We start from the raw sequence: 15,383 nt of genomic DNA, 5'->3' as shown, positions 1-15,383 counted from the left end.
TTTCGTCCGTCATACATTCTCAGTCGAACAGGGGCACGGTGCTTTTATATATGAAGACGATGTGGCGGCGGCCGTCAGTCCCCGATCGCCGCGCTCGTCGGCGGAAGCACCGTCCTCGCCGACCCGACAACGAGCGATTTGTTCCGCCGAAACAGTTCCCAGTCGCGTATAGATCGACCGCCCGAGCCGGAACTCGAACCCGAGTCAACACAACAGAAGGGTTATCCCGGTAGTCACGTATTACCACTCGAGCAATGGACGACTCCCCGTCCTTCACCGAATCGTTCGACGACCCGCGAATTACCTCCCAGTTCTGTCGCCGGCTCTCCGGCACCGCCGGCGACCTCGTTCTCCTCGGCGTCGTCCACGACCATCCCGCGAGTATCGCGCGCGTCGAACGCGTCCTCGAGCGTGTCGAACCGGAGACGCTTGCGCTCGAACTTCCGCCCGTCGCGTTACCGCTGTATCGCGTGTACGCGCACAAGAACGACGCGGACGAGCCGGTATCGCCGCGGTTCGGCGGCGAAATGAGCGCCGCGATCCGCGCCGTCCCCGACGCCGATCCCGTCGGCATCGACGCGCCGAACGTCTCCTTTCTGCGACGGCTCGTGCGGCGATTGGTCGCCGACCGCGTCTCGCCCGGGACGGCCCGGCGCGTCCTCTCGAGCGTCGGCGGCGCGACCCGCGAGGCGCTGGCCTGTCGGGTCGCCGCGACGCTGACCCACGCGACCTCGATGACCGTCGTCCCCGGCGATCGGGTCGAGTACGACTGTGAGCCCGACGATCCACCGGCCCGGCAGGCCGCTCACGAGCGCTCCCACGTCGCGGGCGTGCAGGCGCTGCTGGGCAGCGTCGAGACGGACGGCTCCGCGTTGGCCTACCGGGACGACACGCGCGAACACTGCATGATCGAGCGCCTCGAGGAGATCCGAGCGGAGCCGGGCGACGTCGTCGCCGTGGTCGGCGTCGATCACCTCGAGCGACTCTCGACGGCGCTCTCGGCGTAGACCGAGACGGGCACAGGAGAGAGCGATGCCTTCTCGCAGCGACAGAAATGGACCGATAGTCAGCGCCGTGCAGGCGGTTCGATCAGGATTTCGCCGTCGCCCCTGACCGTGACGTGGTGACCGTCGACGACGAAGGCGAGCGTCCCGCCGGTTCGCGGCGTGCCGTCGTGGCGCGGTCGGAAGAGTTCGTTCAAGGCGTCCGGATCGACGGTATCGTACAGCGAGAGGCGGCTGTCGGTCACGTCGACGCCCATGCAGTCGGCCAGCGCGTGGACGACGGTGGTACTGAGCGTCGCCGGCCCGTTCGGGTCGTGCGTGGCACGATACAGGGATGGAGAGCGGGACTGCGAGGCGGGGGGAGCGTATCCGTTCATAACTGTTCGTCGCTTCCCACTCTCTGCTTCGAGACTAAAAGCGTAATCGTTCATTACTGGCCGAACCCGTCGGATCGAACGGGTATAATACTAACTTTTGAAGAAATTCTCGAATTATAACAGGTGGGATCGGCGGGGGTCAGGTCAGTTCGGCCGCGTCGCGGAAAACGCACCAGCGGCTCGGCCGCATCGTCGATTGACGGCCCGCTCGAGCCCCCGTCACTGCCGCAATCCGGAAATACAGTTCCAGCAGTACGTGAACGTCTGATCGGCCTCGTTTCGCGCCCCGCAGTGCGGACACCGGACCGTCTCCCCGTCGAAGTCGGGTTCGCGGTCGTCGTCGATGCGGTCGGCGTCACCGATGTCCTCGGAGGCGCGGGGGTAGCGGTCCGGCCCGGGCGAGGACCGCATGCTCGCACGATTGGGATCGGCGAGTGACGGTGCATGCTCGCCGTCGCCGTCGTCACGGCGGGCGTATAGGTAATACAGTAGTAGGTGTAACAGGGCGAACAACACGACGTAGCCGATGAGCCAGCCCCAGAGCTCCATCACCATGTGGTACGTTCTCGAGGCACTTGGATATTCCCCGAGTTCCGATACGGAGAGAGTCAGGATGACGAGACCGTTCGCTGCCGCTGCGGGTCGCTCCCGCTTTTTCGGCTCTCGACTCCTTCGCTTCTTCCGGTTCTCGGCTCCGGTCTCGAAGGGGTAGGTCAGCGAACGCGAGCGCGCCGTCGGTCACCATGATCGGCGTGGTACGGCGTTTGTGGGGTCGTCGGAGATCTCCGGTCAGCTCGAGGGATCGTCGGGGTCCTCGAGATCGTAGAGATCGGTCGAGAGGTAGCGCTCGCCAGTGTCCGGGAGGACGACGACGGTCAGTTCGTCGGGATGTTCAGTCGCGTAGTCGGCGGCGGCGGCCAGTGCCGCGCCCGAGGAGATACCGACCAGCAGCCCCTCGTTGCGGCCCAGTTTCCGGGCGGCGCGTTTGGCGTCGGCCGCCGCGACGGCACGGGTCTCGTCGACGAGTTCCGTCCGGAGGATATCGGGGACGAAGCCGGGGCCGATCCCCTGAATGTCGTGCCCGTCGGCACTGAGTTCCGAGAGCGTCGGTGATTCGGCGGGTTCGACCGCGACCGACGTGAACTCGGTCTCGCCCCGATCTCCCTTCACGTACTCCGAGATCCCGGTTATCGTCCCGCCGGTGCCGACGCCCGCGACGACCGCGTCGACCGCGCCGTCGGTGGCGTTCCAGATCTCTGGTCCCGTCGTCTCCCGGTGGGCCGCGGGGTTGGCCTCGTTCTCGAATTGGCTGGCCAGAATCGCGTCCTCGTGGTCCGCGACGATCTCTTCGGCTCGGTCGTTGGCACCGCCCATCCCGTCCTCGGCGGGGGTGAGCTCCAGGTCGGCCCCGAGCGCCCGGAGCAGTTGCCGGCGCTCGGTCGACATCGACGACGGCATCGTCAGCACGCAGTCGTACCCGCGCGCGGCGGCGACGGCCGCCAGTCCGATGCCCGTGTTGCCGCTGGTCGACTCGACGACTGTGCCACCGGGCTCGAGCGCGCCGTCTCGCTCGGCGGCGTCGAGAATCCCCCGCGCGATCCGGTCTTTGACCGAGTAGGGGTTGTGCGACTCGATCTTCCCATAGCAGTTGTCGGCGAACGCGTCCAGTCGCAACAGGGGCGTCTCGCCGATCAGTTCGTCGACGGAGTCGGCGGCATCGATCTCGGCCACTGAGTCGACAGTTCCGTCCATTAGGTCGACCGTGGGCGACGACCGCACTACCAGTTCCCCCGAACGTCTTCGGTGCTCGGTGGTCCGCGAGACTCAAAGACCCGTTTGAGCTTGGGGTAGGTTCTTTTCACTACCCTCCCATCGGTCACCTATGGACCGAAGACAGTTCCTCGCGACATCGAGCGTCGGACTCGCAGCGGCGGTCGCAGGCTGTGCGGGAAGCCCGCTCAGTAGCGACGAGACCGACTCGACGGACCCCGGATCGGCGGCCGACGGGAGCAGCGACGACGGCGAGATCACGGTCAGCGCCAGCGGCGAGGTCGAAGCGGACCCGGACAAGGCGATCGTCGACGTCGGCGTCGAAGCGTCCGGCGAGACCGCCGCCGAGGTGACCGACGCGCTCTCGAGCGGTGCCGAGCGGCTTCGCACTGCGTTCGACGACCTCGGCATTCCCGAGGAGAACGTCGAAGAAGGACGGTACCGGATCCATCCGAGACGCGGACGCGACGGCGAAACCGACGGGTTCGAGGGGTATCACTCGTTCGAAGTGACGCTCACCGACACCGGCCGCGTCGGTGAAGTCATCGACGCGTCGGTCGACGCCGGTGCCGACACCGTCGGACGGGTGAACTTCACGCTTCAGGAGGAGACCCAGTCCGAACTCCGAAAGGACGCGATCGACGCCGCGCTGGCGAACGCCGACGAGGAGGCGAGTCACATCGCCGACAACCGCGAGGTCGAACTCGCGGGGACGACGGCCGTCACGACCGGTGACGTCCGGGTGCACTCGGTTCGACACGAGACCATGGCCGCCGAAGACGGGGCGAGCGGCGCAGCGCCGCCGACGGAGATCGACGCGGATCCCGTCACCGTCAGCGCCAGTGCGACGGTGACGTACTCGTTCCCCGAGTAACGCGTCGGGACGATCGTCACCGAGAACCGCATCGGTCTCGATCGGTGCTGGGGTGGCGATCGTATCTCTGCTAGAACACGTTAGCCGGCCGTAAACCGAACGGCTTTTGAATTATTAGGTGAGCCTAAACCGTATGGACTCGACACGGCACTCAGATCGAAGTCGCCGATCGTTCGTCGCGACGGGGATCGCGGCCGGGAGCGCGGCGCTCGCCGGCTGTATCAGCGAGAGCGGCGATGACTCGGAGAACGAAACCGACTCGTACACCGTTTCGATGGCCCCGATGGGCGAGGTCGAGTTCGACGGCGTCCCCGAGACGGCGTTCGTCGCCTTCCCCCAGTACGCGGACATGGCAGTCGCGCTCGGCCACGGTGACGCGGTGAACACGCTCTTCGCTCCCGACATGTCCGGGACGACGATGAACGCGTTCTACGAGCGCCTCGAGGGTGTCTCTTTCGAGTGGGAGGGCTTACAGAACCCCCTCACAGACGGGCTCAGCGAGGAGCAGCTGTACGCCCTCGAAAGCGACGTTCACTTCCTCGATCCGTCGTACGTGGTAAAGACCGACGACGATTGGACCGCGTCCGACGTCGACGAAATTACCGAGACGATCGGCCCGTGGTTCGGGAACTTTCACAGCGGCGTCCACAGCGACCCGGCACCGGCCTACGCCGACAGCTACGAGTACTACACCCTCTGGGAACTCTTCGAGAAGGTGGCAGCCGTCTTTCGGGAACGCGAACGCTACGAGGCGCTCGCCGCCCTCTACGAGGAGACGCGGTCGCACATCGAGTCGAACCTCCCGCCCGAGAGCGAGCGACCGACCGTCGCCAGGGTCACGCTGGGAGACGGCGTGTTCTACGCCTATCACCTCAACACGCCCGGCTTCTGGCAGGCCGAAACGCGACCGCTCGGCGCTCACGACGCGCTCGCCGACGTCGAGTGGTCGGGTGACTGGGGCGAGGTCGACTACGAAACGATGCTCGAGGCTGACCCGGACATCATCCTTCACCTCTGGGGCATCACGCCGCGGTACGCCGTCGAGAACGTCCGCGAGCGGCTGGAAAACGACGCAGCCGGCAGCGAACTGACCGCGGTACGGAACGACCGAGTCCTCGCCAGCGGCATGCGGTATCAGGGACCGATCATGAACCTGTTCCAACTCGAGATGACGGCCAAACAGCTCTATCCCGAGCAGTTCGGCGAGTGGCCCGACTACTCGTCGGGCGATCCGTATCCGGAGATTCCGGCCGACGAGCAGCTGTTCGACCGCCAGCGCGTGGCCGACATTGTCACCGGACAGTAGGCTGGGTGCCGACGGCGACCGGGAGACCGGCCGCGCTGATCGCTGACTCGACACCGTCGTCGAGCGGTCGGTGCGCCGTCGCGGTTGGTGCGCTGTTGCGGTCGGTGCGCTGTTGCGGTCGGACCGACGTCGGAATCCGTCACCTATTCTCGTCAGTCTCGCTGAAGTACTCGCGATCGAACCGGCACAACTTTTAGGCTAGCCTAAAAAGTGGCGGCAATGCGACGTACCGAGACGACGCGGAGGCAATTCGTGGGGACGGGAGCCGCTATCGGCGGCGCGCTCCTGGCAGGGTGTGTGAGTGACGACGGACCCAGCGACTCGAGCGGCAATGGCACTAGCGACTCGGGCAGCGACACGTACACAGTCGCGATGGAGCCGATGGGGGAGGTCGAATTCCAGGAGGCTCCCGAGCGGTGGACCGCGTTACTGCCGAGCTACGCGGACATGGGGTTCGCACTCGGCGGCGGCGAGACGCTCGGAATTCAGGGCCACGACCGTCACGCGACGGAGGCCTACGACGAGCTGCCGGGGGTCGAGTACGACGTCGACGGGATCCGAGAGCTGAACGACGACGGCGTGGACAAGGAGGTGTTCTACGAGATGGCGGCCGATATCCACTTCATGGAGCCCAATCAGTTGATCAACTGGTACGGCTGGAGCGAGGCGGACGTCGCGGACATCGAATCGGCCACCGGCCCCTTCCTCGGCAACTTCATCCGCCGGCGCAGCGACGACTGGCACGATTACCGTTACTACGACCTCTACGAGGCCTTCGAGCTGCTGGCCGAGGTCTTCCGGGAACGCGAGCGCTACGAGGCGTTCGTCGACCTCCACGACGAGATGCTCGCGACGATCGACGAGCGGCTCCCGCCGGCCGAGGCGCGACCGGCCGCGATGCTCGTCTACCCGGCCGACGAGCCGCCGACGGAGTTCTATCCCTACCGGTTCGACGACGGCGGTGTCAGCACCAAGCAGTGGCGTGATCTCGGCCTGACCGACGCGCTCGTGGCGAGCGACGTGGGGCACTACATGGGCGACGGCGGGACGGTCGATCTCGAGACGATCCTCGAGGTCGATCCCGACGTGCTGCTGGTTCGCGGGCAGGAAGGCGTCTCCGAGTCGGCGTTCCGGGAATCGATCATCGAACCGCTGCAGGACGATGCGGCCGCGAGCGAGGTGACCGCGATACAGGAGGAGGCCGTCTACAACGGCGGCTACCTCGATCAGGGGCCGATCATCAACTTCTACCAGACCGAACTCGCCGCGAAGGACATCTACCCCGACGCGTTCGCGGACGCAACGCTGTTCGATCGCGAGCGCGTCGCGAACATCGTCACCGGGGGCTTCTGAGGCCGAGACTGCGGATCGCGACCCCGACGGACGGGCACACCGCCTCGAGGGCGGCGTCCATACCATCGAATCGATGATCGACTCGAGCGGACGGCGGTTCGCCGTCGCCATCAACGGCCGTTCACTGTTCTAACGAGTGCGCCCGGTATCGCGTCTCGCTTCGAGATCGAAATAGAGACACCACTATCGGCGTCGGTCGGTTGCCAGTAAACGGTGAAAACAGCCGTAAAAGCGGTCAGTGACCGACGATCAGTCGTCGGCCGGAACCGCTCGCGAGTCCGCTCGCCCGGAAGCCATGGCGAGCACGTCGTCGAAGAAGTCGAGGGTGTCTTCGGGACCGGGGTTTGCTTCAGGGTGGTACTGACGGGTGAGTACGTCGTACTCGATGCCGTCGATCCCCTCCGGCGTGTCGTCGTTGACGTTGATCTGAGTGATCTCGAGGTGTTCACCGGGGTCGGCGACGGTGTAGCCGTGATTCTGGGTGGTCATGACGACCTGCCCGGACTCGAGATCGAGGACGGGCTGGTTGACGCCGCGGTGACCGAAGGTCATCTTCTCGGTGGTGCCGCCGAGCGCTTCGGCGACGATCTGCTGGCCGAGACAGATGCCGGCGACGGGCGTGTCCTCGACGAACTCCTCGACGAGGGTGATCGCCTGCTCGAAGTTGACCGGGTCGCCGGGGCCGTTCGAGATGAACAGGAGATCGGGGTCGACGGCCTCGACGTCGGCGACGCTCGCATCGTACGGCAGGACGTGAACCGTCGCGTCGCGCTCGAGCAGCGAACTGATGATCGAGCCCTTCGCGCCGCAGTCGATCAGGGCGACGGTCTCGCCGTCGTTGTCTTCGCCGTGGACGACCGGCTCGTCGACGCTGACCTGCGCGCCGATGTCGGTGTGGTCGCTCATGGCCTTGCACTGCTCGAGTTGCTCTAAGGCGTCCTCCTCGGTGACGTCCTCGCCGACGGCGATTCCGCACTTCATCGCACCGCCATCGCGGATGTCGGTGACGACGTCGCGGGTGTCGAGGTGGTCGACCGCCGGGACGCCCTCGCTCTCGAGCCAGTCGACGACGTCCTCGGTGAGTTCCTTCGCGACGACGCCACGGGGGTGGACGCGCTCGTCCTCGAAGCGCTCCTCGCGGACGCCGTAGTTACCGATCAGCGGATACGAGAACGTGAGGATCTGCTCCTCGTAGGAGGGGTCGGTCAGACTTTCCTCGTAGCCGGTATACGCTGTTGTGAATACGATTTCACCGCGGGCCGTTCCTGACGCGCGACCACGTCCCTCGAGTACGTGGCCGCCTTCAAGTGCGACGTAGGCTTCCGTCATTACGATCTACGTATCGGACCTACCATCATAAGTGTTGTCTTCGAAGCTCAGTTACGATTTTCGTAATCGGTAAGTGCGGGTCACGCGTAGGTACGCATCTCAATGGACGACTTGGACCGACAGATCCTCGATATCCTCCGGCGGGACAGCCGAACGCCGTACACCGAGATCGCCGACGAGGTCGGGACGAGCGAGGGGACCGTCCGCAACCGCGTCGAGCGGATGATGGATGACGACGTCATCGAACGCTTTACCATCTCGACCCGGACGGGGAACGTCCAGGCGATGCTCGAGATCAGCGTCGCAGTCGACGTCGACACCAAGGGCGTCTCCGAGCGGATGGCCGAGTGGGACGAGGTCGACTTCGTCTGGATGGTCTCCGGCGAGCAGGACGTCGTCCTCGTGGTCGACGCCGCGGACACGCGCGGGGTCAACGACCTCATCACGAAGGCCCGCGATCAGGAGGAGGTCATGAGCACGAAGACGCGGCTGATTCTGGACGAAGAACTCGGGTAGGACGAGCGGTCGAACGCGTCAGTCGAGTTCCCCGAATCGATCCGGCAGCCGCCGGTTGTCGGTCCCTCGCTGAAGGCGTACGCCGGCTCGAACGAGCGAGGTTCGGCGAACGCCCTGCCGAACAGTTCGATACCGACCGAGAGACTGTCGTCGGCGTCGATACGCACCGGATAGCGGTCGACGAGCGCTTCGGCTGACGCGCTCGTCCGACATAGCCGCGTGAGCGTCGGCGACGGTCGCCTCGAGGAGATCGAACGGTCGGTAGGCGGTATGGACCTGAGATGGGACGAATCCGTGCGGGGTAGTCCCGAACCGGGAACCTGAATCTGTCGCCCGGCGGTATTAGTTCGTGGCCGTCGTCTACGAACCGATGACAAGCCGGATTCAGCTCAGCGACTGGGACGCAGTGACCGACGAACTGCGCCGGTTCGGCGAGGCCGGAGACGTGACTACCGGTGACGACCGGATTCGAATCGACTTCGGCTCCGCCCACCTCGAGGTCTCGCGGACCGGACGCGTCAGCGCGGGGATGCCGCTCCACGACTTCGAGCGGCGAGGAGAAGTCGACCTGATCGTGGATCACGACGCGGGATCGGTCACGATCGACGCCGACGGCGTGGTCTACACGTTCAGGCGACCTGGCGGGTGACAGTGCCGGCCCGTCGCTCCCCGCGTACCGCCGTTCGATACCGCAGAACGGTTTGTCAGGCGGCCGTACCGCGATCGATCTCTCAGTCGGACTCCTCCTCGCCGGGGGGCGTCCCCACGCCGGGCGTCGGCCGTTCGATCGCGTCGATCACCTGTTTCCGGTCGTGGATCGCCCGGTAGCCGCGCCGAAGCAAGCGATCGAACCCGGAGCGGGAGACGCGCGCGCTGACGTCGCCGTCGCGGATCGCGTCGACGATCGACGCGGGCGTGAGCCGGTCGGCTTCGACGACCGTGTACGCTCGCCCCACCTCGAAGGGGTAGTGAGCGTCGCTGCCGCCGACCAGCGGGAGGTCGCGTCCGGCCGCTAACTCCTCGACGAGCGGCTGCGAGCGCGGGTGTTTGCCGTTGACCTCGATCGCGTCGAAGGGGACGTCCTCGAGTTCGCGGACCGTACTGTTCCGGAAGGGATGAGCGACGATCGCAGCGCAGTCGCGGTCGTGTGCCAGCGCGACGGCTTCGGCGGGGGAGAGCGCGCCGGGTTTCGTCGCCGCTGGCGGGTCGGGGCCGATGACGAGGACGTGGCCGCGGTCGGTCGTGATCTCGATCCCCGGCAGCGTCTCGACGTCGGGAGACGGATCGAACGGCGTGTAGTAATCGTGGTTGGTCGTCGCGACGCCGTCGAGACCGCGTCGCTCGGCCATCTCGGTGAGCAGTCGAACGCCGAGCGGGTCGTATCGGTCGCCGAGCGATCGCCGACCGTGAAAGAACCGCGTATGCGCGTGGAGATCGACCGCGAACATGGGAGAGCAAACGCCGGGCAGACCCTTTTGCGTGCGGCCGGCATGCACTGCAGTATGACACCTGCGGAGGCGAGCGAGCGCGTTCTCGTTCTTAATCCCGTGAGCGGGAGCGGGGATCACGTCGACGACGTCGTCGAACTCGCGGACGACCACGGTTTCGATATTCGAAAGACCGAGGAAGCAGGCGACGCGAACCGGCTCGCCCGCGACGCTGCGTCTGGGGCCGACCTCGTCGCCGCGGCCGGCGGCGACGGCACGCTCAACGCCGTCGTCAACGGCGTCGCCGCCGCGGACGCCCTCGAGACGACGACCGTCGCGGTCGTCCCCGCGGGGACGGGGAACAATTTCGCGGCGAATATCGGCGTGCAGGGACTCGAGCACGCCTTTACTGTCATCGAAGACGGCCGGCGACGGTCGATCGATATCGGCACGGCGAACGACCGGCTCTTCGTCAACTCCTGTGTCGGCGGGATCACCGCCGAGGCGAGCAGCGAGACGACTCCCGAGAGCAAGGCGGAGTTAGGCGTGCTCGCGTACGTCAAAAACACCATCGAGACGGTCGGCGATTTCGAATCGCTCCCGCTGCGGGTGGAGGCACCCCCGGCACCGGGCGGTGAGCGGGGGCGGGCCTGGGAGGGCGAAGCCCTGTTCGTCCTCATCGGGAACTGCCGACGATTCACCGGTGCGCGAACGGCACAGGCGGACGTCGAGGACGGCCTGCTCGAGGTCACGATCGTCGAGGACGCCGCGGCGACCGACCTACTCGGCGGCGCGGCCCTCGAGGGGCTGTTCGGCGGGGACAGCACGTGCATCGTCCGCCGGCGAACGCCGTCGCTGACGATCGAGAGCCGCGAGGGCTCGATCGAGTACAGCCTCGACGGCGAGATGCTCGAGACCGAACACCTTCACCTCGAGACGGATCCCGGTGCGCTCACGCTCCCCGTCGGTGACGACTATCAGTCGGAACCCGACGACGGGGAGCTGTGGCCGCTCGAGACGCCCGCGAATCAGTAGCTCACCGACGGTATCGATTCGAAACAGCCGAGGCGAGACGATACTGGTTTCAAGAGTCACCGTAATTGTGCGGGTATGAGCACGCCGGAGGAGGACCTGCAACACGAGAACGCAGGGCAAGACGTGATCGCCGTCGACGCCGACGACAACGAACTCGAGCTCGTCAACCGCCTCGACGCCCACACGGGCGATGGTATTCGTCACCGGGCCTTCACCTCGCTCGTCTTCGACGGCGAGGGGAACGTCCTGCTCGCCCAGCGAGCGCCGGACAAACGCCTCTGGGGCACTTACTGGGACGGCACCGTCGCCTCTCACCCCGTTGAGGGCCAGAGCCAGGAGGAGGCGACCCGCCAGCGACTCGAGGAGGAGTTGGGGATCACGCCCGATCAGTACGACGACCTGGAGCTGACTGACCGCTTCGAGTACAAGCGCTACTTCGAGAACGCGGGCGTCGAGCACGAGGTCTGTGCCGTCTTGCAACTGACGCTGTCCGACCGCAGTCTCGATCCCAACGAGGAGGAGGTCGCCGGCCTCATGTGGGCCCCTTACGAGCGGCTCCACTCGAACCCGGAGTGGTACCGACAGCTGCGACTCTGCCCGTGGTTCGAGATCGCGATGCGCCGGGACGTCCGGTAAAGCAGCGAGCGAATCGATTCGAACCGAATCAGTAATCCGTTCGACACGCTGTCGAACTACCCGGCGCGAGAACGGCGTCAGTCAGAGACGAGCCCGACCGAAACGGGCCGCTCGAGCGCGTAGACAGTGGTTCTTCGGCCGGACACGATGCTGAACAGAGCCACTTCTCGCGACTGAACACTGTCCGGAAACAGTACACGAGCGGGAGGTTTATGAGGGAGTGCCCACACATCCAGGATAGACTGCGATGGTCATGGGTACGCTCAGACGGCTTCTCCGGGGGAGTATGATTACGTCGTCCGCGTCGGCAGGGGGGTCGACCGCCACGGAAGCGACGGCGGAGTCGGAGCCGTCGCCCGGTGTGGAGCGGCCCGCCGACGAGCCGCTCGATATCTGTCTATTGAGCTATCGATCGAACCCGTATTCGGGGGGACAGGGCGTCTACGTCAAGTATCTGAGCCGAGCGCTGACCGATCTCGGCCACTCCGTCGACGTGATCTCGGGGAAACCGTACCCCGAACTCGACGACGACGTGGGGCTGGTGAAACTGCCCGGCGAGAATATCGTCGACGAACTCGACCGGCTGGGACAGTTCGAGCCGTCCTATCTCCGCGATCCGCTCGCACTGTACGAATGGCTGAGCGCGCTCACCGGCGGCTTTCCGGACCCCTACGTCTTCGGCCGGCAGGTCGTCGACTACTTCGAGGAGCACCGGCCCGCATACGACGTCGTCCACGACAATCAGTCGCTCTGTCACGGACTCCATGCCCTCCGCGAGCGGGGCCACCCGGTCGTGGCGACCGTTCATCATCCGATCACTGTCGACCGCGACGCCGCGCTGGCCGCGGCCGACGGCTGGGGAGAGCGGCTGCTGATCCGCCGGTGGTACCGATTTCTCCGGATGCAACGTGAGGTAGTACAGGAGCTGCCGCACGTGCTGACCGTCTCCGAGTCGGCCAAACACCGCACCGTGACCGACTTCGGAGCCGATCCCGAGTCGATCCGCGTCGTCCACAACGGCATCGACACAGACCTGTTCGAACCCGTCGATCGGAGCGCCGATCGTCCGCGTGTGATGACGACTGTCAGCGCCGACGTTCCGCTGAAAGGGGCTCGGCACTTGCTCGAGGCGTTCGCGACCGTCCGCGAGGAGATCGACGCCGAACTCGTCGTCATCGGCGAGTTCGACGAGGGCGGCGACTGTGACCGGCTGATCTCGACACTGGGAATCGAGGACGCGATCGAGACCCACAGCGAGATCAGTTACGAGCGAATGGTCGAACTCTACGGGACCGCCGACGTCGCGGTCGTCCCCTCGATCTACGAGGGCTTCGGGCTCCCGGCGGGCGAGGCGCTGGCCTGTGGCGTGCCGGTCGTCGCTACCACCGGCGGGGGGCTCCCCGAAGTGGTCGGCGACGCCGGCGTCCTCGTCGAGCCGGGCGACGCCGACGCGCTGGCCGAGGCCGTCCGCGACCTGCTCGCGGACGACCAGCGCCGCCGCCGACTCGGCGAGCGGGGACGGGACCGAATCGTCGAGGAGTTCGACTGGGAGCGGGCCGCCCGCGAGACGGTGGATACGTATCGCGACGCCATCGAAACGCAGTCACGGGGGACCTGACGTGGAGACGATCGATTTCGACCGGCTGACACTGACCCCCGGAATGCGCGTTCTCGACGTCGGCTGCGGCGAGGGCCGGCACGTCCACGCCGCCGCCCTCGAGAACGTCGCGGCGGTCGTCGGTCTCGACCTCGAGCGGTCGAACCTGACCGCGGCCCGGGAGGACTACGAGGAGTACATCGCCCCGGAGTCGGACGTGCCGGTCTCTTTCCTCTCGGGGGACGCGCTCAGGCTTCCCTTCGCGGACGGCGCGTTCGACGTCGTCTGCTGTACCGAGGTCCTGGAGCATCTGCCCGACTACGAGTCGGCCCTCGACGAGCTCCGACGGGTCTGTGCGCCCGGCGGCACGCTCGCGGTGAGCGTTCCCAGGGCGGGGCCCGAACGGGTCTGTTGGGCGCTGTCCGACGAGTATCACGAGGTAGAGGGGGGACACGTCCGCATCTTCGACCGCGAGGAGTTACGGACCGCCATCGAGCGCCGCGGATTCGAACGGGTCGATAGCCACTTCGCTCACGCCCTGCACGCGCCCTACTGGTGGCTCAAGTGTCTCTGGTGGGACCGTGACGAACGGGGCGAGCCGCCGCTGCCGCTGCGGGCCTACGACCGCTTCCTCGAGTGGGACGTCCTCGAGTCGCCCCGGCCCGTGCGGCTGCTCGAGCGGGCGCTCGATCCCGTCGTCGGCAAGAGCGTCGTCTACTACTTCGAGCTGGAGGCGGGAGCGTGAGTAGCGGTCCGTCGGCGGACTCGCTCGGCGACTGGGGGCTCGAGCCCGCGGTCGACTACATCGAGCGCGTGCAGCGCTCGGACGGGCTCGTCCCGTGGTATCCCGACGGGCCGGCCGACCCCTGGGACCACGTCGAGAGCGCGATGGGGCTGTCGGTCGCCGGCCGTCACGACGCCGCCCGTCGCGCGTACCGCTGGGTGGCCGACGCCCAGCACGACGACGGGGCGCTGTGGGCGACCTACGGCGAGGCCGACGAGGACGACGGGGCCCACGCCGGCGACGAGCCGCGCAAGGAGACCCACCGCAGCGCCTACGTCGCTGTCGGCGTCCGGCACCACTACCGCTGCACCGGCGATCGGGAGTTCCTCGAGACCATGTGGCCCACCGTCCGCGACGCCCTCGCGTTCGCGTGCCGCCAGCAGGCCCCGACCGGCGAGATCTACTGGACCGTCGGCGCGGACGGCGAGGTCTACGAGGACGCCCTGATCTCTGGCTGTGCCTCGCTCTACAAGAGCCTGGCCTGCGGCGCGGCGATCGCGGATGTCCTCGGCCACACCGACGCGCGCGACCGCTGGCTCGAGGCCCGCGCCGACCTCGGGGTGGCAATCCGCGAGCGACCTGACCGATTCGACCGCACCTGGGAGAGCAAATCGCGGTACGCGATGGACTGGTTCTATCCCGTCCTCTGTGGCGTGGTGACCGGCGACTCGGCGCGGGACCGGATCGAGGCCGGTATGGATCGATTTCTCGAGGAAGAACTCGGCTGTCGCTGCGTCGCGGACGAGCCGTGGGTGACCGTCGCCGAGTCCTGCGAACTCGTGGTTTCACTTGCCGCGGTGGGGAGGGTGGAGCGTGCGCGTGAGATCTACGAGTGGCTGTTCCAGTGGACGGACGACGAGGGCGTCTTCTGGACGGGTTACCAGTTCGAGGACGAGGCGTTCTGGCCCGGCGAGCGGCCGACGTGGACCGGCGGGGCTGCGGTGCTCGCTGCCGATGCGTTGTCGGGGCTGTCGGGGGCTGCGGATCTGTTTACTGATCCGCTATCCGAATGAACTAATCCGAACGAACGTCGAAATACGCCGAAAAGTTCGGGAACGAGACTACGACAGGGAATCAGGAAATCATCTCAGATTGCGTGCCCGACTCACGTTTGTGCCCCTAAGGGGGCAGGGCAATTGCGCGGCGCGCAGAGCGCGCGCCGCGCTGAGGGTAAGACGAACTGTCCGGAACCAGACGCTTCAGCGGTTCTATTCCACCATTAGGTAGAGATGGGATCTCGATAACGAACGTTGTCGAGTCCGCTTAGGAGGGGAGAGATTAGACTGTGACTGAGCGGTAAGTACAGGGTAAAGATATATCGAGTCGGTGCCGAACACGAAACGCAACATCTGTTCGTGACTTAGTTGCACAGTCC

At 66.2% G+C, this 15,383-nt stretch carries 16 protein-coding genes; 11 read left to right on the top strand and 5 right to left on the bottom strand.

Annotated features, from left to right (window positions below; translation table 11 throughout):
* Positions 1–254: 254 nt before the first annotated feature.
* Complete coding sequence (locus LDH66_RS09695; protein ID WP_226480848.1) at positions 255–1,007, top strand: hypothetical protein; 753 nt, start codon at positions 255–257, stop codon at positions 1,005–1,007.
* Positions 1,008–1,066: 59 nt separating this feature from the next.
* Here the strand turns inward: LDH66_RS09695 and LDH66_RS09690 are convergent, their stop codons facing one another.
* From LDH66_RS09690 to cysK, 3 genes are all read right to left on the bottom strand, one after another.
* Positions 1,067–1,381: a HalOD1 output domain-containing protein gene (locus LDH66_RS09690; protein WP_226480847.1), complete on the bottom strand. Its 315-nt coding sequence runs from the start codon at positions 1,379–1,381 to the stop codon at positions 1,067–1,069.
* Positions 1,382–1,600: 219 nt separating this feature from the next.
* Positions 1,601–1,930, bottom strand: coding sequence for a DUF7577 domain-containing protein (locus LDH66_RS09685; RefSeq protein ID WP_226480963.1), 330 nt, complete (start codon positions 1,928–1,930; stop codon positions 1,601–1,603).
* A gap of 240 nt (positions 1,931–2,170) precedes the next feature.
* A complete protein-coding gene (gene cysK / locus LDH66_RS09680) occupies positions 2,171–3,133 on the bottom strand; it encodes a cysteine synthase A (RefSeq protein ID WP_264182238.1) in 963 nt (320 codons plus the stop codon).
* A 130-nt stretch (positions 3,134–3,263) separates the two neighbouring features.
* Here cysK and LDH66_RS09675 point away from each other — a divergent pair, with 130 nt between their 5' ends.
* From LDH66_RS09675 to LDH66_RS09665, 3 genes are all read left to right on the top strand, one after another.
* A complete protein-coding gene (locus tag LDH66_RS09675) occupies positions 3,264–4,025 on the top strand; it encodes an SIMPL domain-containing protein (protein WP_226480846.1) in 762 nt (253 codons plus the stop codon).
* Between the two features lie 133 nt (positions 4,026–4,158).
* Complete coding sequence (locus LDH66_RS09670; RefSeq protein WP_226480845.1) at positions 4,159–5,331, top strand: ABC transporter substrate-binding protein; 1,173 nt, start codon at positions 4,159–4,161, stop codon at positions 5,329–5,331.
* Positions 5,332–5,712: 381 nt separating this feature from the next.
* Entirely contained in the window at positions 5,713–6,684 is a 972-nt protein-coding gene (locus tag LDH66_RS09665) for an ABC transporter substrate-binding protein (protein ID WP_425492913.1), read from the top strand.
* A gap of 249 nt (positions 6,685–6,933) precedes the next feature.
* Here the strand turns inward: LDH66_RS09665 and carA are convergent, their stop codons facing one another.
* Complete coding sequence (carA, locus tag LDH66_RS09660; RefSeq protein WP_226480843.1) at positions 6,934–8,013, bottom strand: glutamine-hydrolyzing carbamoyl-phosphate synthase small subunit; 1,080 nt, start codon at positions 8,011–8,013, stop codon at positions 6,934–6,936.
* A gap of 102 nt (positions 8,014–8,115) precedes the next feature.
* Between carA and LDH66_RS09655 the strand changes: the two genes are divergently transcribed.
* Both LDH66_RS09655 and LDH66_RS09650 read left to right on the top strand, forming a co-directional pair.
* A complete protein-coding gene (locus LDH66_RS09655) occupies positions 8,116–8,529 on the top strand; it encodes an Lrp/AsnC family transcriptional regulator (RefSeq protein ID WP_226480842.1) in 414 nt (137 codons plus the stop codon).
* A gap of 370 nt (positions 8,530–8,899) precedes the next feature.
* Entirely contained in the window at positions 8,900–9,178 is a 279-nt protein-coding gene (locus LDH66_RS09650; protein WP_226480841.1) for a hypothetical protein, read from the top strand.
* Between the two features lie 82 nt (positions 9,179–9,260).
* On the opposite strand, the gene LDH66_RS09645 is transcribed toward LDH66_RS09650, so the two are convergent.
* Positions 9,261–9,977, bottom strand: coding sequence for a PHP domain-containing protein (locus LDH66_RS09645; protein WP_226480840.1), 717 nt, complete (start codon positions 9,975–9,977; stop codon positions 9,261–9,263).
* 42 nt (positions 9,978–10,019) lie between these two features.
* Here LDH66_RS09645 and LDH66_RS09640 point away from each other — a divergent pair, with 42 nt between their 5' ends.
* The 5 genes from LDH66_RS09640 to LDH66_RS09620 all read left to right on the top strand — a co-directional run bounded on the left by LDH66_RS09640 (position 10,020) and on the right by LDH66_RS09620 (position 15,021).
* The gene (locus LDH66_RS09640) at positions 10,020–10,991 is read left to right on the top strand and encodes a diacylglycerol/lipid kinase family protein (RefSeq protein WP_226480839.1); all 972 of its coding nucleotides are present in this window, start codon (positions 10,020–10,022) and stop codon (positions 10,989–10,991) included.
* Between the two features lie 75 nt (positions 10,992–11,066).
* A complete protein-coding gene (locus LDH66_RS09635; RefSeq protein ID WP_226480838.1) occupies positions 11,067–11,627 on the top strand; it encodes an NUDIX hydrolase in 561 nt (186 codons plus the stop codon).
* 247 nt (positions 11,628–11,874) lie between these two features.
* The gene (locus tag LDH66_RS09630) at positions 11,875–13,245 is read left to right on the top strand and encodes a glycosyltransferase family 4 protein (protein WP_226480837.1); all 1,371 of its coding nucleotides are present in this window, start codon (positions 11,875–11,877) and stop codon (positions 13,243–13,245) included.
* Position 13,246: 1 nt separating this feature from the next.
* Entirely contained in the window at positions 13,247–13,969 is a 723-nt protein-coding gene (locus LDH66_RS09625; RefSeq protein WP_226480836.1) for a class I SAM-dependent methyltransferase, read from the top strand.
* Entirely contained in the window at positions 13,966–15,021 is a 1,056-nt protein-coding gene (locus tag LDH66_RS09620; protein ID WP_226480835.1) for a glucosidase family protein, read from the top strand. Before LDH66_RS09625 ends, LDH66_RS09620 begins: the two co-directional genes overlap by 4 nt.
* The last annotated feature ends 362 nt before the right edge of the window (positions 15,022–15,383 follow it).

Source organism: Natrinema amylolyticum, assembly GCF_020515625.1.
GTDB lineage: Archaea > Halobacteriota > Halobacteria > Halobacteriales > Natrialbaceae > Natrinema > Natrinema amylolyticum.
The sequence above is the reverse complement of the archived record's forward strand: the minus strand, read 5'-3'. Positions and strand labels throughout refer to the sequence as shown.